The organism is Actinacidiphila sp. DG2A-62 (genome assembly GCF_035825295.1).
Lineage (GTDB): Bacteria > Actinomycetota > Actinomycetes > Streptomycetales > Streptomycetaceae > Actinacidiphila.
The window spans coordinates 2,855,955-2,880,833 of sequence record NZ_JAYMGI010000002.1; the positions used below are offsets into that span (position 1 = coordinate 2,855,955).

Annotated in this window: 18 protein-coding genes and 4 pseudogenes; 13 read left to right on the forward strand and 9 right to left on the reverse strand. The window is 74.3% G+C overall.

Annotated elements, in window-relative coordinates; genetic code table 11:
• The first annotated feature begins 323 nt into the window (after positions 1-323).
• Positions 324-2,138 (forward strand): discoidin domain-containing protein, encoded by a 1,815-nt coding sequence (locus VSR01_RS12615; RefSeq protein WP_326449337.1) that lies wholly within the window; start codon positions 324-326, stop codon positions 2,136-2,138.
• Positions 2,139-2,363: 225 nt separating this feature from the next.
• Here the strand turns inward: VSR01_RS12615 and VSR01_RS12620 are convergent, their stop codons facing one another.
• From VSR01_RS12620 to VSR01_RS12630, 3 genes are all read right to left on the reverse strand, one after another.
• The gene (locus VSR01_RS12620) at positions 2,364-2,672 is read right to left on the reverse strand and encodes a DUF2087 domain-containing protein (protein WP_326449338.1); all 309 of its coding nucleotides are present in this window, start codon (positions 2,670-2,672) and stop codon (positions 2,364-2,366) included.
• Between the two features lie 111 nt (positions 2,673-2,783).
• Entirely contained in the window at positions 2,784-3,878 is a 1,095-nt protein-coding gene (locus VSR01_RS12625) for an acyltransferase domain-containing protein (protein WP_326449339.1), read from the reverse strand.
• Positions 3,879-4,260: 382 nt separating this feature from the next.
• Positions 4,261-5,322, reverse strand: coding sequence for a LacI family DNA-binding transcriptional regulator (locus VSR01_RS12630; protein WP_326449340.1), 1,062 nt, complete (start codon positions 5,320-5,322; stop codon positions 4,261-4,263).
• 422 nt (positions 5,323-5,744) lie between these two features.
• Between VSR01_RS12630 and VSR01_RS12635 the strand changes: the two genes are divergently transcribed.
• From VSR01_RS12635 to VSR01_RS12650, 4 genes and pseudogenes are all read left to right on the forward strand, one after another.
• Positions 5,745-7,103: an ABC transporter substrate-binding protein gene (locus VSR01_RS12635; RefSeq protein WP_326449341.1), complete on the forward strand. Its 1,359-nt coding sequence runs from the start codon at positions 5,745-5,747 to the stop codon at positions 7,101-7,103.
• A 108-nt stretch (positions 7,104-7,211) separates the two neighbouring features.
• Positions 7,212-8,150 (forward strand): carbohydrate ABC transporter permease, encoded by a 939-nt coding sequence (locus VSR01_RS12640; protein WP_326449342.1) that lies wholly within the window; start codon positions 7,212-7,214, stop codon positions 8,148-8,150.
• A gap of 3 nt (positions 8,151-8,153) precedes the next feature.
• A complete protein-coding gene (locus VSR01_RS12645; RefSeq protein WP_442785443.1) occupies positions 8,154-9,089 on the forward strand; it encodes a carbohydrate ABC transporter permease in 936 nt (311 codons plus the stop codon).
• Positions 9,090-9,249: 160 nt separating this feature from the next.
• A pseudogene (locus VSR01_RS12650) lies at positions 9,250-10,718 on the forward strand (GH1 family beta-glucosidase).
• A gap of 78 nt (positions 10,719-10,796) precedes the next feature.
• Here VSR01_RS12650 and VSR01_RS12655 read toward each other — a convergent pair.
• The 3 genes from VSR01_RS12655 to VSR01_RS12665 all read right to left on the reverse strand — a co-directional run bounded on the left by VSR01_RS12655 (position 10,797) and on the right by VSR01_RS12665 (position 13,770).
• Positions 10,797-12,278, reverse strand: coding sequence for a glycoside hydrolase family 18 protein (locus VSR01_RS12655; protein WP_326449343.1), 1,482 nt, complete (start codon positions 12,276-12,278; stop codon positions 10,797-10,799).
• Between the two features lie 247 nt (positions 12,279-12,525).
• On the reverse strand, positions 12,526-13,236 hold the full coding sequence (locus VSR01_RS12660; RefSeq protein WP_326449344.1) for a class F sortase: 711 nt from the start codon (positions 13,234-13,236) through the stop codon (positions 12,526-12,528).
• Between the two features lie 162 nt (positions 13,237-13,398).
• Positions 13,399-13,770 (reverse strand): hypothetical protein, encoded by a 372-nt coding sequence (locus VSR01_RS12665; protein WP_326449345.1) that lies wholly within the window; start codon positions 13,768-13,770, stop codon positions 13,399-13,401.
• A gap of 519 nt (positions 13,771-14,289) precedes the next feature.
• Between VSR01_RS12665 and VSR01_RS12670 the strand changes: the two genes are divergently transcribed.
• Positions 14,290-15,471: a multicopper oxidase domain-containing protein gene (locus VSR01_RS12670; protein ID WP_326449346.1), complete on the forward strand. Its 1,182-nt coding sequence runs from the start codon at positions 14,290-14,292 to the stop codon at positions 15,469-15,471.
• A 103-nt stretch (positions 15,472-15,574) separates the two neighbouring features.
• Here VSR01_RS12670 and VSR01_RS37725 read toward each other — a convergent pair whose 3' ends face one another.
• Both VSR01_RS37725 and VSR01_RS37730 read right to left on the reverse strand, forming a co-directional pair.
• Positions 15,575-16,204, reverse strand: coding sequence for an aromatic-ring hydroxylase C-terminal domain-containing protein (locus VSR01_RS37725; protein WP_442785668.1), 630 nt, complete (start codon positions 16,202-16,204; stop codon positions 15,575-15,577).
• Positions 16,205-16,384: 180 nt separating this feature from the next.
• A pseudogene (locus VSR01_RS37730) lies at positions 16,385-17,535 on the reverse strand (FAD-dependent monooxygenase); the annotation flags it as partial.
• Positions 17,536-17,764: 229 nt separating this feature from the next.
• Between VSR01_RS37730 and VSR01_RS12680 the strand changes: the two are divergent.
• The 7 genes and pseudogenes from VSR01_RS12680 to VSR01_RS12710 form a co-directional block, all read left to right on the forward strand.
• Positions 17,765-18,856, forward strand: a pseudogene (locus VSR01_RS12680) (SchA/CurD-like domain-containing protein); the annotation flags it as partial.
• A gap of 425 nt (positions 18,857-19,281) precedes the next feature.
• Entirely contained in the window at positions 19,282-19,770 is a 489-nt protein-coding gene (locus tag VSR01_RS12685; RefSeq protein ID WP_326449347.1) for a cupin domain-containing protein, read from the forward strand.
• Positions 19,767-21,035, forward strand: coding sequence for a beta-ketoacyl-[acyl-carrier-protein] synthase family protein (locus VSR01_RS12690; RefSeq protein ID WP_326449348.1), 1,269 nt, complete (start codon positions 19,767-19,769; stop codon positions 21,033-21,035). Before VSR01_RS12685 ends, VSR01_RS12690 begins: the two co-directional genes overlap by 4 nt.
• Positions 21,032-22,278, forward strand: a pseudogene (locus VSR01_RS12695) (beta-ketoacyl synthase N-terminal-like domain-containing protein). The gene VSR01_RS12690 and the pseudogene VSR01_RS12695 overlap by 4 nt, the downstream one beginning before the upstream one ends.
• Before the next feature lie 131 nt (positions 22,279-22,409).
• Entirely contained in the window at positions 22,410-22,628 is a 219-nt protein-coding gene (locus VSR01_RS12700; protein WP_326453621.1) for an acyl carrier protein, read from the forward strand.
• Between the two features lie 97 nt (positions 22,629-22,725).
• Positions 22,726-23,199, forward strand: coding sequence for an SRPBCC family protein (locus tag VSR01_RS12705; RefSeq protein ID WP_326449349.1), 474 nt, complete (start codon positions 22,726-22,728; stop codon positions 23,197-23,199).
• A gap of 5 nt (positions 23,200-23,204) precedes the next feature.
• Positions 23,205-23,528, forward strand: a complete 324-nt coding sequence (locus VSR01_RS12710) for a TcmI family type II polyketide cyclase (RefSeq protein WP_326453622.1) — start codon at positions 23,205-23,207, stop codon at positions 23,526-23,528.
• Positions 23,529-23,622: 94 nt separating this feature from the next.
• Here the strand turns inward: VSR01_RS12710 and VSR01_RS12715 are convergent, their stop codons facing one another.
• Positions 23,623-24,753 carry a methyltransferase gene (locus VSR01_RS12715; protein WP_442785444.1) on the reverse strand — a complete coding sequence of 377 codons (1,131 nt, stop codon included), beginning with the start codon at positions 24,751-24,753 and terminating at the stop codon, positions 23,623-23,625.
• Between the last annotated feature and the right edge of the window lie 126 nt (positions 24,754-24,879).

Genomic DNA, 24,879 nt, shown 5'->3' on the forward strand with positions numbered 1-24,879 from the left:
GCCCGACGGCCCGAGTCCCCGGGAGCCGGGGGCGCGGCGGGAGATGACCCGGACGACCTGACCGTCTCCGGCCCGCCGCGTCCCGCCCCGGGCGCCGGGGCCCGTCCTCGCGGAGAGTGCGAGCGACGGGCCCCGTGTGCATGTCCGCATCGTGGATGGGGTGTTCGGGAGTCGAAATCAGCGAGGGTCGCGACCGGCCAGTATGGAACAACTCATTGACGGGGCCGTATGGGGCTTGTAAACATCTGGACGCCACGGAGAGCGCTCTCATCACGATCTCCGGGGCCTCCGCCACGGACCCCCCACCCGGTTGAGGAGACCATATGTCAGGCAGCACACCCCTCGCGGTGCGCCGACGGCACGGGCGTGACCGATCCCGGCCGATACTGATCCTCACTCTGTTCTGCGCGCTGCTCGCGGGCCTCGCGCTCGTCGTCACCTCGCAGTCCCCCGCCCGCGCGGCCGGCACGCTGCTGTCGCAGGGCAAGGCCACCACCGCGTCCTCCTCGGAGAACGCCACCTTCCCCGCCTCCGCGGCGACCGACGGCAACACCGGCACCCGCTGGTCCAGCGCCTTCAGCGACCCGCAGTGGCTCCAGGTCGACCTCGGCTCGGCACAGACCATCAGCCAGGTCACCCTCAACTGGGAGGCCGCGTACGCCAAGGCGTTCAAGGTTCAGGTCTCGAACGACGCCGCGAACTGGACCGACCTGTACTCCACCACCACCGGCTCCGGCGGTGTGCAGAACCTCGCCGTAAACGGTTCCGGCCGTTATGTGAGGTTCTACGGCACCGCGCGCGCCACCGCCTACGGCTACTCGCTGTGGGAGTTCCAGGTCTACGGCGGCAGCGGCACCACCCCCACCGCATGCGGCACCACCGACCAGGCGCAGAACAAGACCACCACGGCCTCCTCGACGGAGAACGCCGGCACTCCGGCCTCCGCCGCGACCGACGGCAACACCGGCACCCGCTGGTCCAGCGCCTTCAGCGACCCGCAGTGGCTCCAGGTCGACCTCGGCTCCTCGCAGACGGTCTGCGGCATCGGCCTGAACTGGGAGGCGGCGTACGCCACCGCGTTCCAGATCCAGGTCACCGACAACCCGAGCGGCGCCTGGACCCCGGTCTACTCGACCACCAGCGGCGCCGGCGGCACCCAGAACCTCGACGTCAACGGCACCGGCCGCTACGTCAGGATCTACACCACCGCCCGCGCCACCGCCTACGGCGTCTCGCTGTGGGAGTTCCAGGTGCACACCACCGCGGCCGACACCGGCGGCGGCACCAACGGCGGTACGACCGGCGGCACCACGCCGCCGGACGACTTCTGGGGCAGCACCGACGACATCCCGGCGGCGCACAACGTGCTGGAACTGAAGATCCTCAACCGGACCAACGGCGCCTACCCCGACAGCCAGGTCTACTGGAGCTTCAACGGCCAGACGCACTCCATCGCCGAGCAGCCGTACTTCGACATGCCGGCGAACTCCTCGGGCCGCATGTACTTCTACGTCGGCCAGCCCAACGGTCAGTACTACGACTTCATCGAGTTCACCATCGGCCCGGACGTCTTCAACGGGAACACCACCCGCGTCGACGCGTGGGGCCTGCCGCTGGCCATCCGGCTGCACGCGCACAACGGCCAGGACATCCAGCTCGGCGACAGCCAGGACCTGTTCACCATGCCCCGCGACCAGGTCTTCTCCACCTTCCAGTCCGCGGTGCCGCAGCAGTTCAAGGTGCTCGCGCAGACCCAGGCACCCTACCGGATCATCGCCCCGGGCAGCGACCCGAGCTTCCGCGAGGGCGGCGCGAACGCCAACTACTTCACGGCGTACGCCAATTCAGTCGGCGTGAACGAGCCCACCTCGAACATCTTCGGCTGCGCCGGCTCGCTGGCCGGCGACGCGGCCACGTGCGCGGCGCTCAACCGCCACACGGCCACCCTGCCGACCGCCCAGCAGCAGGACCCGTCGAAGTTCTACGGCGGCGACCCGGCCAACTGGTACGCCAAGTTCTGGCACGACCACGCGATCAACGGGCTGGCCTACGGCTTCCCGTACGACGACGTGGCCGGCCAGGCGGCGTACACCTCCATGCAGGACCCGCAGTGGATGGAGATCGCGGTCGGCTACTGACCGGGGCCGGCGCCGGCCGCGGCTGCGACCGCGGCCCGGCGCGGCTCCCGACGTCGATCCCGACGTGGCCGGCGGTCCGCTTCCGGACCCCACGCCTGCCGGACTCCCCCACGGCCGCCGGTTCCCCCCACATCCGCCGGGGGCGGCCCGCACGCACACCAGTTGCGTACGGGCCGCCCCCGGCGGTCCGCATCCGCCCAGCGGTCCGCGTCCGCCGGGCCCGGCTCACCAGTCGCGCCAGTAGCGGCGGCCGTCCGGGGTGCGGGTCAGCAGGCCCTCCTCGACCAGGTAGCGCCGCAGCGCCGAGGGGTCGTCGTGGACCCGCAGCAGCGCCTCGTTGACCTCCTCCTCGCTGTAGTCGCGCTCCCGGCCGAACAGCGTCTGCGCCAGGTGCGTCAGCAGTTGCCGGCGCCGGGCCGGCCGCCGCGGCACCACCACGACCCGCCCCTGGACGAACAGGTCCGCGACCCCCGCCGCGACCGCGGCGTCCGCCTTATGAGTCTTCTGCGCCTTCTGAGTCTCAGCTCCGGTCATCCCCCCACCTTCACCCGCCTCCGGGCGCGGCGGCAACGCGAATACGCGGCGGCGGACGGGCCGGGACGGGGAGGCGGCGGGGCGGAAAAGCGGCGGAGTCGGCCCAGCCGATCAGAGGGGGAGCCAGCCGGCTCCGGGGCGCCAGTGGCCGCCGGCGGCGAGGTGGTCGCGGACGGCGCGTTCGAGGGCGGTGCGGCCGGGCAGCGCGGCGGGGTCGAGGTCGGGGTCGCCGAAGACGAAGCCGATGGTGGTCCGGTCGTCCGGCTCGTCCCGGCCGCAGGCGGGGCGGAAACGGCGCTGGAAGCGGACGATGTTGGAGTCCGCGGGCAGGTGGTCGGCGAGCTGGGCGTCCAGCAGCCACGAGTGGCAGGTGACCACCGTGTAGGGCTCGTCCGGGAAGTGCCGCGCGAAGAACTCCCGCGCGCGGGCCAGCGAGGCGTCGCACGCCGCCGGGTCGAGCGGGCCGGTGAAGTCCGGGACGTGCAGGGCGAGTACGGGGTCGCCGGGGCCGAGCGGCAGGCCGGCGTCGGCCAGCGCGCGCCCGGTGGCGCCGCCGAGCCGCGTCCGCTCGTACTGCAGCCGGCCCACCTGGTAGAGCGCGCCGCGGAAGAGCCGGCCGAGCCAGCGCAGGTCGGCCGCGCCGGGGCTGCCGTGACGCCTGCGGTGCACGGTGACGTGCCGCCCGGTGTCGGCGAGGGTGCGCCGCGAGACCTCCGGGTCGATGCCGCGGGCGCGGTGGTGGGCCAGCGTGTACGGCCGGGCCGCGACCAGCACCAGCAGCGGCAGCCACTGCCCGGCCGGGCCGCGGTCGGGCAGTGCCTCCAGTCGCGGGCCGAGCTGCGGGCCGCCGCCGGGGCCGCCGCCGACGACGCCCATGTCCCGGACGAGCTCCCGCACCTGTGTGCGCAGCACCTGGGCGAGGTCCGGTTCCCGGTCCAGCGCGGCGCGCGCGGCCAGCACGGCGTTGACGTCCTCGTACGGCACCGCGAGGTCGACCAGCGCCTCGGCCAGGGCCGTCCCGGCGGGGACCTCGACGTCGCCGTCACCCGGGCCCGCGCCCGGGCCCGCGCCCGGCTCGGCGCCCGGTGGCTTCGCGCCGGCGGCAGGCTCCGCGCCGTGCGGGCGGCTCGCCGCGCCGTTCCCCGCTTCGTCCTCCGCCCCGTTGTCCGCGTCGTTGTCGGCGTCGTTGTCCGCGTCGTCGTCCACCCGCCCGAACCTACCCGGGAGGGGTGGACCGCGGGGGCGGCACCGGGGCTTCCCGGAGGCCGGGGCGGCCGTCCTCTGGGCGGGCGGCACCGTGCCCTGGGCCGGGTGGTGGGGCGGTGGGACGGCGCGGATGGCCGGGTGGCCGGGTGGCCGGGTGGCCGGGTGGCCGGGTGGCCGGAGCCGACCCGTATACGATCGGCGGAGTCGTCGGGGCGGCGGTGACGGACTACGCAGCCGGCGCGGGGGGCGCAGGCAGCCGCGGACCCCGGTCACGGAGCGGTCGCGCGACCCGGCGCGGCTCCCGGTTCGCCCGGGCCCGGAGCGCGGAGGGCAAGGACAGGGCTGGGGCTGGGCCAGGACAGCGGCAGCGGCAGCCGCGGGGTCAGACGGAGTCGCGCTGGACCAGTTCCGTCGCCAGGACGACGTGGCGCCGCACCGAGGCGCGTTCGGCGATCTCCTCCAGCAGGACGCGGGCCATCGTGCGGCCCATCTCCTCGGTCGGCTGGCGGACCGAGGTGAGCGGGGGGTCCATGTGCCGGGCGATCACGGAGTCCTCGAAGCCGACGAGGGCCACGTCCTCGGGCACCCGGCGGCCGGACTCGCGCAGCACCGCGCGGGCGCCGGCGGCCATGAGGTCGGACGCGGCGAAGACGCCGTCGATGTCCGGGCGCCGCTCCAGCAGCTCGCGCATCGCGCGCCGGCCGCCCTCCTCGGTGAAGTCCGCGTGGGCGACCAGAGCGTCGTCCGCGCCGCCCCCGCCCGTCCCGCGCGCCGAACCGCGGCCCGCGCCCGTGCCCGTCTCCTCGACCGCCTGGCGGTAGCCGTCGAGCCGGCACCGCGCCACGTACATGTCCGGCGGCCCGGTGATCGTGGCCACCTGGCGGCGCCCGCGGGCCAGCAGGTGCGCGACGGCGGCCCGGGCCCCGCCCACGTTGTCCGCGTCGACGTAGGACACCGACTCCAGGTCGCTGCGCCGGCCGTTGAGCACCGCCGGCATCTCCAGCTGTTCCAGCAGGTCGGGCAGCGGGTCGTCCTCGTGCACGGAGACCAGCAGCACGCCGTCCACCCGGTGCGCGGCCAGGTACTGCGCGAACCTGGCCCGTTCCTTGGGCGTGCGGATGAGCGTGAGCAGCAGCTGCATGTCGGTGTCGGCCAGCTCCGCGCCGATGCCGCGGATGATGTCCGAGAAGTACGGCTCGGCGAACAGCCGGGTCTCCGGCTCGGGGATGACGAGCGCGATCGCGTCCGTGCGGTTACCGGCCAGCGCGCGGGCCGCGCGGTTGGGCACGTAGCCGAGTTCGGCGATGGCGGCCTCGACCGCGGCCTTGGCCCGGTCGCTGACCCGCGGCGAGCCGTTGATGACGCGCGAGACCGTACCGCGTCCCACGCCGGCCCGGACGGCGACCTCTTCCAGGGTGGGCCGCCCGCTGTGCCGACCGTTCATGGCCACTTCCGCCTCCTGCTGCTTCCTGCTGGCGCAACCTTAGCGCCCGGCCGTTCCGCCGCCGAGAGGTTCTGAGAGCGCTCCCACGACGCCTCTCCACGGTACCTGCCCCGCACGTCGGCCCAGGCAGGCAGCCCGCCACGCGGTCCGGCCCGCCGTCCGGGCCGCCGCCCGCCGCGCCGGCCGCCCGCGAACCCCGTCGCCGCGCGCGCCGTCCGTTCAAGAAGTGACCGCCACTCAGCTCCGGACACGTTCCAGCAACGAATTGGACTTCACATCTTGACACTGACCCCTCCGAGGCGTGAATGTTCCGGAAAGCCTACGTGGGAGCGCTCCCACGCACACGCTCCCACACGCTCCACGCACGTACCCGGGGACCACGCACGACCCGCACGCCGACCCACCCTGACAAGGAGAGTGGAATGCGCACTCCAGGCAGAACCCGCAGGACCGCCGTCATCGCGGTCGCGGGTCTCGCGACCTGCGCGACCCTGATCACCGCTTGCAGCAGCAGCGACGACGACTCCAAGAGCAACGGCTCCAAGTCGTCCTCGGGCGAGCAGATCACGCTGCACATCGGTGACTTCGGCTCGTTCGGCTACGACGACAAGACGGGCGCGAAGCTCTTCTCGGAGTACGAGCAGCTGCACCCGAACATCAAGATCGTCGAGGACAACGTCTCCGACGGCCAGCAGTACTGGGACTCGCTCAAGCTGCACCTGCAGCAGAACAGCGGGCTCGACGACATCCAGGCGATCGAGATCGGCTACATCGCCGAGGCCGTGCAGCCCAACCTGGCGTCGAAGTTCGAGGACTTCAAGACCGTCAAGGGCTTCAACGCCGACGACTGGGTCAGCTACAAGGAGAAGGAGGCCACCACCTCCGACGGCAAGGTGATCGGCGTCGGCACCGACATCGGCCCGACCGCGATCTGCTACCGCACCGACTTCTTCAAGCAGGCCGGGCTGCCCACCGACCCCGCCCAGGTGGCGGCGCTGTGGAACGGCGACTGGTCGAAGTTCATCCAGGTCGGCCAGCAGTTCAAGGCCAAGGCGCCGAGCGGCGTGGCGTTCACCGACTCGGCCGGCGGCCTGTTCAACGCGGTGCTCTCCAGCCAGCAGACGCAGTACTCCGACCAGAACGGCAAGCTGGTCTACGACTCCAGCACCGGCGTGCAGACCGCCTGGAACCTGTCGGCGCAGGCGATCAAGGAGGGGCTGACCGCCAAGCTGCAGCAGTTCGACTCCAACAACACCTGGTCGGCGGCGTTCAAGACCGGCAAGTTCGCCACCGTCGCCTGCCCGAGCTGGATGATCGGCCAGGTCGCCAGCAACTCCGGCCCGGCGAACAAGAACAAGTGGGACATCGCCCAGCCGCCGCAGGCCGGCAACTGGGGCGGTTCCTTCCTCGCGGTGCCCAAGTCGGGCAAGCACGTCGCCGAGGCGACCGCGCTGGCGCAGTGGCTGACCGCCGCCGCCCAGGAGGTCAAGGTCTTCCAGAAGTTCGGCAACATCCCGTCGAACAAGGCCGGTCTGGCCGACCCCGCGGTGCAGAACGCGACCAACGACTACTTCGGCCCGGCCGGCAAGCCCGCGCCGATCGGGAAGATCTTCTCGACCACCGCGAACGCCATCCAGCCCGCGCCGATCGGCCCGGACGACGGCACGGTGAAGGACATCATCACCAAGAACGGCCTGCTCGACATGGAGCAGCGCGGCACCTCCGCCGACAAGGCGTGGTCCAACGTCAAGGCCCAGGTCAAGGACAAGACCGGAGAGTAACCCCGTTCGGGGCCGCCCGGCAGTGACTCCCACCTGCCGGGCGGCCCGGCTCCGCGCGTTCCCCTCGCACGCGCACCCGCCCCACCCACTACCGGAAGGACGCCACTCGTGGCCACCTCCGCCCCGCCGGCCGGCTGGCGCTCCCGGCTCTACCGGCTGGACACCAAGGCGTCGCCGTACGCGTACATCGCCCCCTTCTTCCTCGTCTTCGCGGCCTTCGGGCTCTTCCCGCTGATCTACACCGGCTGGCTCTCCCTGCACCACGTGGAGCTGGGCGACAGCGGCTCCGGGACCTGGGTGGGCTTCGACAACTACACGAGCCTGTGGGACAACCAGTTCTTCTGGAAGGCGCTGCGGAACACCTTCACGCTCGGCGTGATCTCCACCGTGCCGCAGCTGATGATGGCCCTGGGCCTGGCCCACCTGCTCAACTACAAGCTGCGCGCCCGGGGCTTCTTCCGGGTCGCGGTGCTGGCGCCGTACGCGACCTCGATCGCCGCCGCGGCGCTGGTCTTCGTACAGCTGTTCAACCCCGACTACGGGATGATCAACCAGCTGCTCGGCCACGTCGGGGTGCACGGCATCCGCTGGGACTCCTCCAAGTGGCCCGCGCAGATCGCCATCTCGGCGATCGTGACCTGGCGCTGGACCGGCTACAACGCCCTGATCTACCTCGCCGCCATGCAGGCGGTCCCGGCCGACCTGTACGAGGCGGCGGCGCTGGACGGCGCCTCGCGCTGGCGGCAGTTCATCAGCGTGACGATCCCCTCGATCCGTCCGACGATCTTCTTCACCATCATCGTGTCGACCATCGGCGCCACCCAGCTGTTCGGCGAACCGCTGATCTACGGCGGCGGCGTCGGGCCCACCGGCGGCACCGACCACCAGTACCAGACGCTCAGCCTGTACATGTACGACAAGGGCTGGCAGGTCGGCCAGCTCGGCCAGGCGTCCGCGGTGGCCTGGGTGATGCTGCTGATCCTGCTGCTCATCGGTGCCGTGCAACTCCTCGTCATGCGGGCCAACCGCCGGAAGCTGGGGGGCTGACCCGTGGCACAACTGACCGAGTCCGTCAACGAACCGATCAAGTCCGGCGGGCCGCGCCACCAGGCCGCCTCCTCGCGGTCGGCGCGCCGCCGCAAGGTGCGCGCGGGCGGCGCGGGCAAGCAGCACAACGGCGGCCCGATCGCGTACGCCTTCCTGATCTTCGCGGCGCTGGTGTCGCTGTTCCCGCTGTACTGGACGGTGGTGGCGGCCTCGCACACCGACACCGACATCGTCACCCCGCCCACCCCGCTGCTGCCCGGCAGCCACCTGATCGACAACCTGAAGATCGTCTGGGACCAGGTCGACATGACCAAGGCCCTGATCAACTCCACGATCGTGGCCGGCTGCGTGTCGATCAGCACGGTGCTGTTCGCGACGCTGGCCGGGTTCGCCTTCGCCAAGCTGGAGTTCCGCGGCCGCAACGCGCTGCTGACCGTCGTGGTCGCGACGATGACCGTGCCGCCGCAGCTGACCGTCATCCCGCTCTACCAGATCATCACCAAGGCCGGCTGGGTCGGACACCTGCAGTCGGTGATCCTGCCGTCGCTGGTGGCCGCGTTCGGCGTGTTCTTCATGCGGCAGTTCCTCTCCGAGGCGCTGCCCATCGAACTGGTCGAGGCGGCTCGGGTGGACGGCGCGCACAGCCTGCGGATCATCTGGCACGTGGTGTTCCCGATCGCCCGACCGGCCATGGCGGTGCTGGGGATGCTGGTCTTCGTCCAGTCCTGGAACGACTTCTTCTGGCCCTTCATCGCGCTCAGCCAGCAGAACCCGACCGTGCAGGTCGCGCTGGCCGGCGTCGGCTCGGGCAACCACCAGATCGACCACGCGGTCGTGGTGTGCGCGGCGCTGGTCGCCACGCTGCCGCTGCTGCTGGTGTTCGCGGTGCTCGGCCGGCAGATCGTCAGCGGCATCACCGCGGGGGCCGTCAAGAGCTGACCCCTCCCCGCCCTGCCGCGGTCCTCCCCCCGGGCCGCCCACCCCCGGCGCCCCTCCCGCCTCTTTCCGCCCTCTTCCCGCCTTCTTCCCGCCCGCCCCCGGCACGCCCCTCCGCGCCCCTGACCTCCCGACGACCCCCTGATTCCCCTGGAGTCCCCGCATGACAGCTGTCCGTTCAGAGAGCACCGAGGCCGCCACCGCCTCGCTCCGCTTTCCCCCGGCTTCGTCTGGGGGGCGGCCACCGCCGCCTACCAGATCGAGGGCGCCGCGGCCGAGGACGGCCGCACCCCCTCGATCTGGGACACCTTCAGCCACACCCCCGGCCGCGTACTCAACGGCGACACCGGCGACATCGCGGCCGACCACTACCACCGCTACCGCGACGACGTCGCGCTGATGTCCGACCTGAACCTGGCCGCGTACCGCTTCTCGGTGTCCTGGTCGCGGGTGCAGCCCACCGGCCGCGGCCCGGCCGTGGAGCGCGGCCTGGACTTCTACCGGCGCCTGGTCGACGAGTTGCTCGAGAAGGGCATCACCCCGGTCGCCACCCTCTACCACTGGGACCTGCCGCAGGAGCTGGAGGACGTCGGCGGCTGGACGGTGCGCGACACCGCCGAGCGGTTCGCCGAGTACACCGGGATCGTGGCCGGCGCGCTCGGCGACCGGGTGCCGTACTGGACCACCCTCAACGAGCCGTGGTGCTCGGCCTTCCTCGGCTACGGCTCCGGCGTGCACGCCCCCGGCCGCACCGAGCCGGAGTCCGCGCTGAAGGCCGCCCACCACCTCAACCTCGCGCACGGCAAGGCGGTGGGGGTGCTGCGCTCGGCCGCCCCGGCGGCGCAGGCCTCGATCACCCTCAACCTGCACCAGATCCGGCCGCTCAGCTCCTCGGCCGCCGACCTGGACGCCGCCCGCCGCATCGACGCGGTCGGCAACCGGGTCTTCCTCGGCCCGATCCTCGGCGGCGACTACCCCGCCGACCTGCTCGCCGACACCGCGCACCTGGTCGACTGGGAGGCGCTGGTCCACGAGGGCGACCTCGCCGAGATCTCCCGGCCGATCGACCTGCTGGGCGTCAACTACTACACCCCGACGCTGGTCTCCGACGGCACCGCGCACGCCGACGGCGACCTGCAGCGCAACGACGGCCACGGCGCCAGCGACCACTCGCCGTGGCCGGGCTCGGAGCACGTCGCCTTCCACCTGGCGCCCGGCGAGACCACCGCCATGCGCTGGGCGGTGGACGCCTCCGCGCTGTACGACCTGCTGATGCGGGTGCACCGCGACCACCCGGGCCTGCCCATGATGGTCACCGAGAACGGCGCCGCCTACGACGACTACATCTCCCCCGAGGGGACCGTCGCCGACCCGCAGCGCATCGCCTACCTGCGCGGCCACCTGTCGGCCGTGCACCGCGCGCTGGCCGACGGCGCGGACGTCCGCGGCTACTTCCTGTGGTCGCTGATGGACAACTTCGAGTGGGCCTACGGCTACAGCAAGCGCTTCGGCGCGGTGTACGTGGACTTCTCCACCCAGCGCCGCATCCCCAAGCAGAGCGCGCACTGGTACGCGGCAGTGGCGCGCGACAACGTCCTCACGGACCTCCCGCAGGAGGACGGGAAGCTCTGAGAGGACGCACCAAGGGAGCGGCGCGGCAGTCCGAGGGTGCTGCCGCGCCGCTCTTCGGCGTCTCGGGGACCGCGGGGGTCAGCCGGTGTAGGCGTTGAACGCCCTGGCGAAGTCGCCGGCGCCCTGGGTGACGGAGCTGCAGGTGGCGCTGGCCCAGGTCTGGGCGCCGCCGTCGCACTGCTTGTCGCGGGTCGCCGACCACATCGACAGCCAGGCCAGGTGCTCGGATGCGGCGAAGTCGGCGAGCTCGCGCGCGTCGGCGACGGTGAACGTCTCGGTGCTGACGTCGTTGACGCCGATCATCGGGGTGACCGCGATCTTCTTCCACGCGTCGGCGTCGGAGATCCCGAGCACGCTCTTGACCTGCGCCTGGGTCGCGGTGGCGCCGTCGATGGCGTACTGGCCCATGTCGCCGGTGAACGAGGAGCCGTAGTCCATCGCCATGATGTTGACGGCGTGGATGGCGACGCCGTTGCTCTTGGCGCTGCTGAGCAGGTTGATGCCGTCCTGGGTCAGGCCGGTCGGCATCGCGGGCAGCGTGAAGGAGACCTCCAGGCCGCTGTGGCTCTTCTGCAGCTGCGCGACGGCCTGCGCGCGGCGGGTGTTGGCGGCGGCGTCCGGCAGCGCCGCGCCCTCGATGTCGAAGTCGACCTTGGTGAGCTTGTACTGGTCGACGACCTTGCCGTACGCGGCGGCGAGGTCGGTGGCCGAGGAGCAGGCGGCGGCCAGTTCGGTGCCGTTGGCGCCACCGAAGGACACCCGGACGTCGCCGCCGGCCGAGCGCACGGCGCCGATCTGCGCGGCCACCGCGTCGCCGCCCAGGTCGCTGACGCCGCCCCACTTGGGGGTGCAGCCGCCGCCGGCCGTCACGAACGCGAGGTTGAACTGCTTGACGCCGTCGGCCTTCATCGCGCCGGTCAGGTCGTAGGCCGGGTAGAGCGAGGTGTCGACGTACGGCGAGAAGCCGCCGGAGGCGCTCGAACCGGAACCGGTGCCGGTGGAACCGGTGGGGGTGGGGGCGGGCGTGCCGGTGGGCTGCTGTGTGGGCTGCGCCGGGCTGGTGGCGGGCGGCGGGGTCGGCGTGGCGGTCTGCGTGGGGCGCCCGGTGGGCGTGGGCGTCGGGCCGTCGTCCACCGAGCACTTGGCGTTGTCGATCATGCAGTGCACGGGGTCGGCCGCCTTGGCGGACGCCTTGGTGACGAAGCCGACCTCGACGGTGGCGCCCGGCGCGATCTTCGCGTTCCAGCCGGCCGGCTTCACCGTGACGGTCTGCCCCGAGACGGTGTAGTCGCCGTTCCACAGCGAGCTGATCGAGGTGCCGGCCGGCAGGTCGAAGGTGAGCGTCCAGCCGTCCAGGGTGCTGCCGGTGGAGTTGGTGATCACGTACTGGCCGGTGTAGCCGGTGGACCAGTCGCTGGTCTTGGAGTAGGCCGCCCCGACGGTCGCGGCGCTCGCGGAGCCGGCCAGGGCGACGGCCCCGCCGGCGATCGCCGCGGCGGCGACGATCGCTGCGCTCAGCTTGACCGTACGGCCGGTGCGGCGACGGTGAGTGGATGCCATGTGCTGCCTGCCTCAGACGCGGTGTGCGGCGGGACCCGGTGGGGTCCCCGTGGGGTGCACACGCACGCTAGCGGCCGGGATCCGGGCAAAAGCCCTGTTCAGGGCGGCGGGACCGGTTCTTATGGCGGGCTTAAGGACGGCGAAGGAAGCGCTTAAAGCTCCGGCGCGGCGGCAGCTCCGGGGCGCGGCGGCAGTTCCCGCGCGGGCCCGGCAGGCGTGCGGCGGGCCGGGCGCGGCGGTGGGTGGGTCAGCCCTGCCGGGAGGAGTCGAGGTGGGCGAAGACCACGACGTTGTCCTTGTAGTCCTGCTTGGCGTGGTCGAAGGTCCCGCCGCAGGTGATGATGCGCAGTTCGGCGTCCGGGGTGTCGCCGTAGACCTGCTGGTCGGGGAAGGCGTTCTTGGAGAACGTCTGCACCGAGTCGACCTTGAAGGTGGCGACGACGCCGTCCGCTCTGGTGATGTCGGCGGTGGCGCCCGGCTTGAGCAGCGAGAGCAGCAGGAACACCGCGGGCCCGGTCTTCGTGTCGACGTGCCCGGCCACGATCGCGCTGCCGCGCTGGCCCGGCATGGGGCCGTCGGCGTAGTACCCGGCGAGGTTGCTGTCGTCCTCGGGCGGCGGTTGCAGCCGGCCGTCCGAGCCGAGGGTCAGCGGGACGAAGGGGGCGTTGACGCCGATCGAGGGGATCGACAGCCGGACCGGGACCGAGGGCGGCAGTACCGGGCCCTGTTCGGCCCGCGCCGTGGCGGCGGCCTGCGCGGAGGCGGCGGCCGACGCCTGCGCCTGGGGTTTGGCCGGGGCGGGGGCCGCGGGGGCGCCGAGCGCGGACTGCGAGGCGCCCGGGTTCAGCGAGTTGTAGACGAGCAGTGCGCCCAGAAGCGCCGCCCCGGCCGCCCACTTCAGGCCGCGCGCTTTCGGGCTGCGGGCCGGCTGCTCGGGCTCCGCGGTGTCCTGCGTCATGGCGCTTCCTCTCCTCCTCTGCGTCCGCACCGGCTCGGGGCCGTCTGGCCCCCGAGGGGCGCGGGGAACGGACCGCGTTCCCCGCGCCCCTGACATCGACGCCCGGCGCCGGCCGGCGCCGGGGCCTGGGCCCCGGGGCGCTGACCGGCTCGGCGCTCGGCGTCAGGCCGGCGTCGGGGCCGAGGCGGTGCGGCGGCGCAGGAGGTACGCGCCGGCGCCGAGGCCGCCGAGCAGCAGCACGCCGCCCGCGGCGAGGCCGCCGCCGGTGGCCAGGGACATGCCGCCGCCGCCGGTGTGCATGCCGCCGTGCGGGCGCTGACCCTCCCAGCCCGGGTCGCCGCCCTCCTCGCTCTTCTGCCACCCGCCGTTGTCACCGCCGTGCTCGGCGGCCCAGCCCGAGCTGTCGGTGGACGTGGTCTTCGGCCCGCTCGGGTCGTACGCGTCGATCGCGCCGGTGGCGTGGGCGGCCGGAGCGGCGATGACGAGGCAGCCGGTGAGGGCAGCACCGGCCAGCAGGGAGCGCGCAGTACGCATGGGGACGTCCTTCCGTCGCGACGTGCGCCTGGCCGGCTTCGTACCGGCCAGGAAAAGCGCAGTGGCGACACGATCACCGTCAGTCACACCCGCGCGGTCTGCCAGCGGAACGACGCACGAGGGTGGCGGCTTCGCCCCTTCGGGTGGCGCGGGCCGCCCGACGCCCCCTCGACTCCCCGGCCCCGGGCGGTCGCGGCGCCGGGTCGGCCCCGCCCGGTTCGCCGCGTCCCCGGGCCGCTCCCGGTCACCCGCTCGGCCCGGCCCGGCGGCGTGTGCGGCCTGTCGGCACACACAAGAGGGGCAATACGGGCGAAGCTGGGCGAACCACCGTCCGCGAGCGCCGCGGCGCCCGTGCGCACCGCGGTGTCCGTACGCACCGCGCCGCCGCGGTCCCGACCGACCGCGCACGACCCTCACGACCCGCACGTCCGGCCCCACTCGCCCGATCCGCCCGACCCGCTGGACCGCACGACCCGCACGACCCGCACCCCGGCCCGCCCGCTTCGTCGAAAGGACGCCATGGCCACGGACCCCGCACGTCCCGCGCACAATGACCGCACCTCCCGGGGGCGCCGCTCGCTGCTGCGGGCGCTGACCGGCGGGGGCGCGGCGGCGGCGCTGTCGCTCTCCGCGAGCCCGCGCGCGACCGCCGCGGCGGACTCCGCGCCGGGGTCGGCCCCGGCGGGCGCCGCGGGCCTCGACCCGTTCGCGGCCGACGGCTTCCGGCCCAGCGGCCGGGTGCGCGAATACTGGCTGCAGGCCGACTCGTTCGCGCTCAACCTGGTGCCCAGCGGGCGCGACGCGATGACCGGCATGACGTTCACCGCCGACCAGACGACGTATCAGGCGATCGGCTACCGCGCGTACACCCCGGGCTGGGAGCAGCCGCTGCCCGGCGACGAGGGGCCCGACGGCATCGGCCCCAACGCCGGGGTGCCGGGCCCGGTGCTGCGCGGCGAGGTGGGCGACGTGATCCGCGTGCACTTCCGGAACAACGACACGCACTACAAGTGGCCGCACAGCATCCACCCGCACGGCGTGCGGTACACGCCGGAGAACGACGGGGCGTGGATGGCCGACGATCCCGAGGCGCCGGGGACGGCGGTCGCGCCCGGGGAGAGCCACACGTACGAGTGGACCTGTGTGCCGCAGTCGGTGGGCAGTTGGCCCTACCACGACCACGCGGCGCCCCAGGCGGTCCCGCACGCCGGGTCCGCGCCGCCGCCGGCCGGCGGGTCGCACTCCGAGGCGCTCGTGCCGGGCGGGCCGGTGATGGAGATCGGCGCGGAGCTGGGGCTGTTCGGCATGATCGCGGTGACGGACGCGGCGACGCCCCGGGTGGACCGGGAGTTCGTGCTCTTCTTCCACGACCTGTCCGCGGCGGACGCGCCGCAGCTGAAGCAGGACCTGTCGTTGTGCAACGGCGGCGCGTTCGTGGACAACGCGCCGACGTTCACGGCGCGGGCGGGTGAGCGGGTGCGGTGGCGGGTGAGTTCGCTCGGCAACTCCTTCCACGTCTTCCACGTCCACGGGCACCGCTGGCGCTCGGCGGACGGGTGGGTCGACTCGCAGGTGCTCGGGCCGGCGACGACGCTCACGGTGGAGTACCGCGAGGACAATCCCGGCGACTGGATCTACCACTGCCATCTGCCGGGGCACATGATGCGCGGCATGACGGGCCGCTATCGCGTCACCCCGTAGCGGGCCTCCCCGCGCCGGCCTCGCGCCGGGCGACGCCCGGGGCCGCGCCCGTTCCGCGCCGGCTCGGCGCCGGGCGTGTCTTTCGGGGGCGCGGCGCCCGGCGTCAGGGGAGGCGGAAGGCCGCGCGGAGGGCGGATTCCAGGGCGGCCCTGGGGTCGTCCGCGGCGCCGTTCGCCGACCAGGCGACGAAGCCGTCGGGGCGGACCAGGACGCAGCCCTCGTCCGTGACGCCGTGGAGCGCGGCCCAGTCGGCCGGCGCACCCGGACCCGCGGTGCGCGAGCCCTCCGGGGCCGGCGCGCCCGGACCCGCCGGGCGCGAGCCCTCCGCCGATGGCGCAACCCCACCCGCCGGGCGGGCGTTCTCCGTGGACGGCGCGCCCTCGCTCGCCGGGGCCGCGTTCCCCGGGGCCGGGGCGGGCGGAGCGGTGGGGTGCAGGTCGCGGGCGATGACGTAGGAGGTCAGGGGGACGCCGGTGGTGGCGGCGGCGCGCCGGGCCGCGTCGTGCCACGCGGCGCCCCGCGGCCCGCAGAGGAGGACCGGTGCGGTCTCGTACAGGTCGAGGGTGGAGAGGACCTGCCCGGAGCCGTCCCCGCGGCGCAGCCACATGTGCGGGGCGCGGCCCCCGACCCGGGCGACCGGGCGGAACTCGTCGGGCACGACGGGGGCCGCCGGGTCCGCGCCGTGCACCGCGCCGCCCTCGCCGTACCCGTAGCCGAGGACGACCGCGAGCATCCCTCCCCCGGGGCCTCGCCCGGGAGGCGCCCCCAGCGGCCCGCCGGCGCCGCCGCCGATGCCGACGTCGTAGCCCGGGTGGCGGTGCTCCGCGGAACGCGCCGAGGCCCGCGCCCCGGTGGCCAGCGCGACGGGCCGCCGCTCGGCGTCGTAGGTGTCGAGCAGCCCCGGCCCGGCCCATCCCGCGAGGACCGCCGCGAGCTTCCACGCGAGGTTGTGCGCGTCCTGGATGCCGGTGTTGGAGCCGAACGCCCCGGTCGGCGACATCTCGTGCGCGCTGTCGCCGGCCAGCAGCACGCGCCCGTCGCGGTACGCCGCCGCGGTGCGCTCGGCCGCGTGCCAGGGGGCCTTCCCGGTGATCTCGACGTCGAGCCCGGGCACCCCGGTGGCGGTGCGGATCAGCTCGGCGCAGCGCTCGTCGGTGAAGTCCTCCAGCGTCTCGCCGTCGTCGGGCCGCCAGGGCGCGTGGAAGACCCAGTCCTGCGCGTTGTCGACGGGCAGCAGCGCGCCGGGACTCGCCGGGTTGGTCAGGTAGCAGACGATGAACCTGCGGTCGCCGACCGCGTCGGCCAGCGCCTTGGCCCGGAACGTGATGCTGACGTTGTGGAACAGCTCGCCGGGCCCGGTCATCGCGATGCCGAGCCGTTCGCGCACGGGGCTGCGCGGGCCGTCCGCGGCGATCAGGTAGTCGGCCCGCACGGTGCGCTCGGCCCCGGTCTCCCGGTCGCGCAGCAGCGCGCTGACGCCCTCGCCGTCCTGCGCGCAGTCCACGAGCTCGACGCCGAAGCGGATGTCGCCGCCGAGGTCGCGCGCGGCGTCCAACAGCACCGGCTCCAGGTCGTTCTGGCTGCACAGGCACCACCCGGACGGGCTGATCGCGGCCAGCCGGTTCCCGGGGTCGATCTGCCGGAACAGCCACTCCTGCTCCGCGCCGGTGAGGGTGTCGGCCTGGAGGATGCCGTGGTTGCCGGCCAGCACCGAGGCGGCCTCGCGGATCGCCGGCTCGACCCCGGCGGTGCGGAACAGCTCCATCGTCCGGACGTTGTTCCCCCGGCCGCGCGGGTGGTGGAGGTGCGCGCGTGCCGCTCCACCAGCAGGTGCGGCACGCCGAGCCGGCCGAGGAACACCGAGGCGGACAGGCCGACGAGCGAGCCGCCGACGATCAGCACCGGCACCCGCTCGCCGCCCTCCGGGCGCGGGCCCGGGCCGCCGCCCGGCGGAATGCTCCCGGTGCGGGCGGTCCCGGCGCGGGCGGTCCCGCCCGGTGGGTCGGGCGCGGGGCCGGTTCCGCGGTCGGGCGACGGGGAGCGGTGGTCGGGGTGGCGCGTCATGGGGGTCCTCCAAGGACGGGGACGAGCGGTGCGCGATGTGTGTTCCCGCTCGGGCCGCCCGGCGGAGCCGGTTCGCCGGGGCTTCACTCGGCCGCCTCACGCGCCGTGCGCGTCGTCGTGCTTTACGTGAGCATTACGTCATACCGGGCTCGCCGAACGCATATGCGGACGGCAACCCGTCCCGCACCTGCGAGAGGACCCTCCCGTGACCACCCTCGACGACCGGAGTATCCCGCCGTCCTCCACGGACGCGGCGACCGCCGCGTACCGCGTCCCGACCACGAACGCCCGCCTGCGGGTGGTGCTGCTGCTGGACGTCCTCGACGGCAAGCAGCAGGACTTCCTGGCCGCCTACGAGCAGATCCGCCACCAGGTGGCGGCCGTGCCGGGCCACATCAGCGACCAGCTGTGCCAGTCGCTCGGCAACTCCTCGCAGTGGCTGATCACCAGCGAGTGGGAGAGCAGCGAGCCGTTCCTGGAGTGGGTGGAGAGCGCCGCGCACCGCGCGATGGTCGAGCCGCTGCACGACTGCGTGCGCGACACCACGAGCCTGCGCTATCTGATCGCCCGCGAGACGCCCGAGCCGGGCGGGCCCGCCCCGGACCGGCGGGGACGGGACGCACGGGACGCCTCCGCCGCCCCCCGGACCGGGGAGGCCGCGCAGACCGCTCAGGCCGGGAAGGGCGCGCAGACCGCTCAGGCCGGGAAGGCCGCGCAGACCGCTCAGGCCGCCGGGACCGACCCGGTGCCGGCCCCGCCGCTGTGCGTCGGCGGCGTCGTCCGGCACGCCATCACCTTCACCGTCCGGCCCGGCAGCGAGGAGGCCGTCGCCAAGCTGCTGTCGGACTACGAGTCCCCGCAGGCCCGCGTCGACGACACCACCCGGCTGCTGCGCACCTCGCTCTACATGGACGGCAACCGCGTGGTGCGCGCCGTGGAGGTCGAGGGCGACCTCGGCAACGCGCTGCGGCACGTGGCCGCTCAGCCGCAGGTGCGCGCGGTGGAGGAGGCGATCAACCCCTACCTGGAGGAGGACCGCGACCTGACCGACGCGGGGTCCGCGCGCGCCTTCTTCGCCCGGGCGGCGCTGCCCGCGGTGGCGCACGTCGCCGCCGACCCGCAGGCCGGGCGGACGCCGGGGCTGGGCCGGCTGGCCTTCCTGCACCCGGTCGCCGCCGAGCAGGGCCCGGCCGAGGCGCGCCGGCTGTCCGCGCTGGACGCGGCGGACTGCGCGGACCCGGGCCGGCCGGTCGTCGCGGCCACCGTCTACCAGCGCGGCGAGGTGCTGGTGCGGCTGCTCGACGTGCAGGGGCCCGCGGACGCCGGGCAGTTGGCGCGCGGCGGCCGGCCGATGGCACTGCTCACCGACCGCTCGGCGGGCGGGGACCGGCGGCCGGCCCGTAGGACCGCGGGCGGCTCCGGCCGGACCTCCGCACCCGGACCCGCCGGCGCCACCGCTCCGGCCGGGTCTCCGCACCCGGACCCGCACCCGGACGCGGACCCGCCCGGACCCGCACCCGGACGCGGACCTGCCCGGACCCGGACCCGCCGGCACCCGCTTGCCGCTCCGTACTCCTCCGCTCCCCTCCTCCCCCGACGGACCGCTCTCCGTCCGCTCCCCTCCGTCCGCCCCCTCCGCCCTCTCCGCTTCCCTCCCCGTACCTCCGTCCCCCACCGGGCCGATCGGCCGGCCCGCGCCGCGCCGACCGGAACCTTCCACGTCCCCGATCCGGCCAAGGAGCCGTCATGGCACAGCAGCAAGCACGCATCGTGCATCTCGACGAGACCGCCCCCAACCGTCGCCGCGGCGGCGACCTGCGGGCCGTGCTCACCCCCACCTCGACCGGCGCCACCAGCGGCTTCATGGGCATGGCGATCCTGCAGCCGGGCGAGCGGATCGGCGAGCACTACCACCCGTACTCCGAGGAGTTCGTGTTCGTGGTCAGCGGCTCGCTGGAGGTCGACCTCGACGGGGTCACCCACCCGCTCCGGCCCGACCAGGGGCTGATGATCCCGATCGACCAGCGGCACCGCTTCCGCAACGTCGGCGACACCGAGGCCCGGATGGTCTTCCACCTCGGCCCGCTCGCGCCCCGCCCGGAACTCGGCCACGTCGACACCGAGGAGGAGCCCGGGGCCGGGCGCCCGCACGCCGGCAGTCGGGCGCACGACACCGCGGGGGGCGACGCGGCGGCCCCCGCCGTGCCCCCCGACCCCGCCGGGGCGCACGCATGAGCCGGCGCGTGGCGGTCACCGGCCTCGGGGTGGTCGCCCCCGGCGGCATAGGCGTCCCCGCCTTCTGGGACCTGCTGACCGCCGGCCGGACCGCCACCCGCGGCATCACCCTCTTCGACCCCGAGGGCTTCAGGTCGCGGATCGCCGCCGAGTGCGACTTCGACCCGGCGGCGGCCGGGCTCACCGCCGAGCAGGCCGAACGCTGCGACCGCTACGTGCAGTTCGCGCTCACCGCGGCCCGCGAGGCGGTGCGCGACAGCGGTCTCGACATGGGCGCGGAGGACCCGTGGCGGATCGGCGCGTCGCTCGGCTCCGCGGTCGGCGGCACCACCCGCCTGGAGCACGACTACGTCGAGGTCAGCGCGTCCGGCCGGCGGTGGGACGTGACGCACCAGGAGGCCGGGCCGCATCTGCACCGGGCCTTCCAGCCCAGCGCGCTGGCCGCCGAGGTGGCCGCCGACCTGGGCGCGCACGGCCCGGTGCAGACGGTCTCCACCGGCTGCACCTCCGGCCTGGACGCGGTCGGGCACGCCTTCCACCTGATCCAGGAGGGCCGCGCCGACGTCATCGTGGCCGGCGCGGCGGACTCCCCCATCTCGCCGATCACGGTGGCCTGTTTCGACGCGATCAAGGCGACCTCGACCCGCAACGACGACCCGGCGCACGCCTCCCGGCCGTTCGACGCGGACCGCGACGGCTTCGTGCTCGGCGAGGGCGCGGCGGTGCTGCTGCTGGAGGAGTGGGAGCACGCCCGCCGGCGCGGCGCGCGGGTCCACTGCGAGCTGCGCGGCTTCGCCACCTTCGGCAACGCCTACCACATGACCGGGCTGACCACCGAGGGCAAGGAGATGTCCCGGGCCATCGACCGCGCGCTGGCCGACGCGCGGATCGCCCGCGATGGCGTGGACTACGTCAACGCGCACGGCTCGGGCACCAAGCAGAACGACCGGCACGAGACCGCGGCGGTCAAGCGGTCGCTGGGCGAGCACGCCCGCACGGTGCCGATGAGTTCGATCAAGTCGATGGTCGGCCACTCGCTGGGCGCGATCGGCGCGATCGAACTCGCCGCGTGCGCGCTGGCGTTGCGGCACGACGTGGTGCCGCCGACCGCCAACTACGACACCCCCGACCCGGAGTGCGACCTGGACTACGTGCCGCGCACCGCCCGGCAGGTCAGCCTGCGTTCGGTGCTCTCGGTCGGCAGCGGCTTCGGCGGCTTCCAGTCCGCGGTGGTGCTCGCCCACGCCGAGAGGAGCACCCGATGAGCGACGACTCCCGCGAGCGCCGGGCCGTCGTCACCGGCCTCGGCGTGATCGCCCCCAACGGCACGACCGTGGACGCCTTCTGGAAGTCGGTGCTGCGCGGCGTGTCGGTGCTGGGCCCGGTCACCCGGGAGGGCTGCGCCCACCTGCCGCTCAAGGTCGCCGGCGAGGTGCGGGACTTCGACCCGTCCGCGCTGGTCGACAGCCGGTTCCTGGTGCAGACCGACCGGTTCAGCCACTTCGCCATGGCCGCGGCCGAACTCGCCCTTGCCGACGCCGCGTTGGCCACCGACCCGGACGACCCGTTCGCGATCGGCGTGGTCACCGCGGCGGGCAGCGGCGGCGGCGAGTTCGGCCAGGGCGAGCTGCAGCGGCTGTGGGGCCAGGGGCCGTCGTTCGTCGGCCCGTACCAGTCGATCGCCTGGTTCTACGCGGCCAGCACCGGCCAGATCTCCATCCGCGGCGGCTTCCGCGGCCCCTGCGGGGTGCTCGCCGACGACGAGGCCGGCGGCCTGGACGCCTTCGCCCACGCCTGGCGCACCCTGCGGCGCGGCACCGACGCGGTGGTGGTCGGCGCCACCGAGGCGCCGCTCGCGCCGTACTCGGTGGTGTGCCAGCTCGGCTACCCCGAGCTGAGCCTGGCCGAGCACCCGGAGCAGGCCTACCAGCCGTTCACCGTGGACGCCCGCGGCTTCTCCCCGCCGAGGGCGGCGCGATGTTCGTGCTGGAGGAGGCCGCGGCGGCACGCCGGCGCGGCGCCCGGGCGCGGGCCGAAGTGGCCGGGCACTGCGCCACGTTCACCGGCGGCGGCGACTGGGCGGACTCCCGGCAGGGCCTGGCCCGGGCGATCCGCGGCGCGCTGGACGAGGCGGGCTGCTCGGCCCGCGAGATCGACGTGGTCTTCGCCGACGCGCTGGGCGTGCCGGCCGCCGACCAGGCCGAGGCGCTGGCGCTGGCCGACGCGCTCGGCCCGCACGCGGCCAACGTGCCGGTGACCGCGCCCAAGACCGGTTACGGCCGCGCCTACTCCGCCTCCTCCGCGCTGGACGTCGCCACCGCCGTCCTCGCGCTGGAGCACGGCGTGGTGCCGCCCACCCCGAACGTCGCCGAGGTCCGGCACGACCTCGACGTCGTCACCGGCGAGGCCCGCCCGGCCGCGCTGGAGACCGCGCTCGTGCTCAGCCGCGGCCTGATGGGCGGCAACGCCGCCCTGGTGCTGCGCCGCGCACCGGGCGACGAGCGCTGACCGCACACCCCCGAATCCCCCGAATCCCCCGGGTCCCCGCTCCCGCAGGACCTTTCGTCCCCACTGCAAGGAGAACCACCGTGAACGCACCCGTGAACGAACCCGTCGGCTACCCGGAACTGGCCGAGCTGATGAACTCCCGCGCCGGACTGGCCGTCGACGCGGCGCAGTTGGCCGACCGCCCGGACGCGGCCTTCACCGACTTCGACCTGGACTCGCTCGGCCTGCTGGGCATCGTCGCCGAGCTGGAGAAGCGGCACGGCGTGAAGCTGGGCGAGAACGCCGAGGGGTGCAGGACCCCGCGGGCCTTCCTGGCCGCCGTCAACGCCGCCCTGGGCACCGCGGTCTGAGCACCGCGGTCTGACCACCGCCGCCCGCCGGCCGTCCGCCCGGGGCGGCGGCCGGCGGGCGACCGCCGCACCCGACGAGCACCGAGGAGTGAGCACCGTGACCGGACACACCGACAACCGCATCACCATCGCCGCACCACTGGACCTGACCTGGCGGATCACCAACGACCTGGAGCGCTGGCCCACGCTGTTCAGCGAGTACGCGGCCGTGGAGATCATCGAGCGCGACGGCGACCGGGTGCTGTTCCGCCTGACCATGCACCCGGACGAGAACGGCACCGTGTGGAGCTGGGTCTCCGAGCGCGAGACCGACCGCGACACCTGGACCGTGCGGGCCCGGCGGGTGGAGACCGGCCCGTTCGAGCGGATGGACATCCGCTGGGAGTACGAGGAGGTGCCGGGCGGCACGTCCATGCGCTGGGTGCAGGACTTCGCGATGAAGCCGACCGCGCCGATCGACGACGCGGGGATGACCGACCGCATCAACGCCAACTCGCAGGTCCAGATGGAGCGCATCCGCGAGCAGGTCGAGAAGGCCGCCGCGGAGGCCGGAAGCGCGGGGCGGATGTGAGCGCCGTGCACCGCAGCCTGATCGTGGCCCGGATGAAGCCGGACGGCGCGCAGGGCATCGCGGACGCCTTCGCCGCGTCCGACCGGGGCGAACTGCCCGGCCTGATCGGGGTGACCGGACGCAGCCTGTTCCAGTTCGGCGAGCTGTACCTGCACCTGATCGAGGCCGAGCGGCCGCCCGGCCCCGAGGTGGCCCGGATGAAGGACCACCCGGAGTTCCGCGCGGTCAGCCAGGCGCTCAGCGCCTACGTCTCGGCGTACGACCCGCTGACCTGGCGGGAGCCGAAGGACGCGATGGCCAGGGAGTTCTACCGCTGGGAGCGCGGCTGATCCCGGCCGGCCACGGCCCGGCGCCGGCCGCGCAGCACGGACTCGGCCCGTACCCCTCCCCGGGGGTACGGGCCGACGTCCGCGCGGGCACGGGCTACTTGACGACGACCGCCTCGAACGCGTGCAGGTGGCGGTTGACCGGGCGGACCTCGCCGAGCCGCAGCCCGGCCTCGGTGATCAGCGCGCTCAGGCTGCGCCGGGTGTGCTTGGCGCCGCCGACGTTCAGCAGGAGCAGCAGGTCCATGGCGGTGGTGAAGCGCATCGAGGGGCTGTCGTCGACCAGGTTCTCGATCACCAGCACCCGGGCGCCGGGCTCGGCGGCGGCCACCACGTTGGCCAGCGTGGCGCGGGTGCTGGCGTCGTCCCATTCCAGGATGTTCTTGATGACGTAGAGGTCCGCGGCCACCGGCACGGACTGCCGGCAGTCCCCGGCGACGACGGTGGCCCGGTCGGCGAGCGCGCCGCCCTCGCGCAGCCGCGGGTCGCAGCCGGCCACCACGGCGGGCAGGTCGAGCAGCGTGCCGCGCAGGTCGGGCCGGGTCTCCAGCAGCGCGGCCAGCGCCAGGCCCTGGCCGCCGCCGATGTCGGCGATCGAGGCGACGCCGGTGAGGTCGGCGTAGCCGGCGAGGTCGGCGGCGGCCTGCCGGCTGGAGGCGGTCATCGCGCGGTCGAACACGCGGGCCGACTCGCCGCCGTCGGTGTGCAGGTAGTCGAAGAAGCCCTTGCCGAAGGCGTCGGGGAACACCGCGCGGCCCGAGCGGACCGCGTCCTCCAGCCGCGGCCACACCTGCCAGGTCCACGGCTCGGTGCACCACAGCGCGATGTCGCGCAGGCTGCCCTGGGCGTCCTGGCGCAGCAGCCGGGACATCTCGGTGTGCGCCCACCGGCCGTCGTCGGTCTCGGCGAACAGCCCGTGGCTGGCGAGCGCGAGCAGCAGCCGGCGCAGCGGCCCGGGTTGCGCGCCGACCGCGCGGGCGAGGTCCTCGGCGGCGGCGGGCGCGTCGCCCAGCGCGTCGGCGAGGCCGAGCCCGGCGGCGGCGCGGACGGCCGCGGCGGGGGCGGCGCCGAACACGATCTCGCGCAGCCGCATCGAGGCTCCGGGATCGGGCGTACGGGCGCGGTCGCCGTCGGCGGTACGGGGGTCGTCGGCGCGGTCGGGCGCGCGGTCGTCGGAGGTGCGGTCGTCGGAGGTGCGGTCGTCGGGCGCGGGTGGCGCGGTGGTCATGGCGCCGCCTTTCTCAGCGGGGGCGGGACGGGCGGGAACGGAACGGGAACGGGAACAGGAGCGAGAACCGGGACGGGGGCCCGAGTGGGTACGGGTCCGGTCCGGGGGTGCGTACCGGCCCGGGAT

What these genes read in the sequence shown, in the direction of transcription:
- VSR01_RS12615 (WP_326449337.1), top strand. Translation starts at nt 324, where the DNA reads ATGTCAGGCAGCACACCCCTCGCGGTGCGCCGACGGCACGGGCGTGAC.
- VSR01_RS12620 (WP_326449338.1), bottom strand. Translation starts at nt 2,672, where the DNA reads ATGACCGGAGCTGAGACTCAGAAGGCGCAGAAGACTCATAAGGCGGAC.
- VSR01_RS12630 (WP_326449340.1), bottom strand. Translation starts at nt 5,322, where the DNA reads ATGAACGGTCGGCACAGCGGGCGGCCCACCCTGGAAGAGGTCGCCGTC.
- VSR01_RS12635 (WP_326449341.1), top strand. Translation starts at nt 5,745, where the DNA reads ATGCGCACTCCAGGCAGAACCCGCAGGACCGCCGTCATCGCGGTCGCG.
- VSR01_RS12655 (WP_326449343.1), bottom strand. Translation starts at nt 12,278, where the DNA reads ATGGCATCCACTCACCGTCGCCGCACCGGCCGTACGGTCAAGCTGAGC.
- VSR01_RS12660 (WP_326449344.1), bottom strand. Translation starts at nt 13,236, where the DNA reads ATGACGCAGGACACCGCGGAGCCCGAGCAGCCGGCCCGCAGCCCGAAA.
- VSR01_RS12665 (WP_326449345.1), bottom strand. Translation starts at nt 13,770, where the DNA reads ATGCGTACTGCGCGCTCCCTGCTGGCCGGTGCTGCCCTCACCGGCTGC.
- VSR01_RS12670 (WP_326449346.1), top strand. Translation starts at nt 14,290, where the DNA reads ATGGCCACGGACCCCGCACGTCCCGCGCACAATGACCGCACCTCCCGG.
- VSR01_RS37725 (WP_442785668.1), bottom strand. Translation starts at nt 16,204, where the DNA reads ATGCTCGCGGTCGTCCTCGGCTACGGGTACGGCGAGGGCGGCGCGGTG.
- VSR01_RS12685 (WP_326449347.1), top strand. Translation starts at nt 19,282, where the DNA reads ATGGCACAGCAGCAAGCACGCATCGTGCATCTCGACGAGACCGCCCCC.
- VSR01_RS12690 (WP_326449348.1), top strand. Translation starts at nt 19,767, where the DNA reads ATGAGCCGGCGCGTGGCGGTCACCGGCCTCGGGGTGGTCGCCCCCGGC.
- VSR01_RS12700 (WP_326453621.1), top strand. Translation starts at nt 22,410, where the DNA reads ATGAACTCCCGCGCCGGACTGGCCGTCGACGCGGCGCAGTTGGCCGAC.
- VSR01_RS12715 (WP_442785444.1), bottom strand. Translation starts at nt 24,753, where the DNA reads ATGACCACCGCGCCACCCGCGCCCGACGACCGCACCTCCGACGACCGC.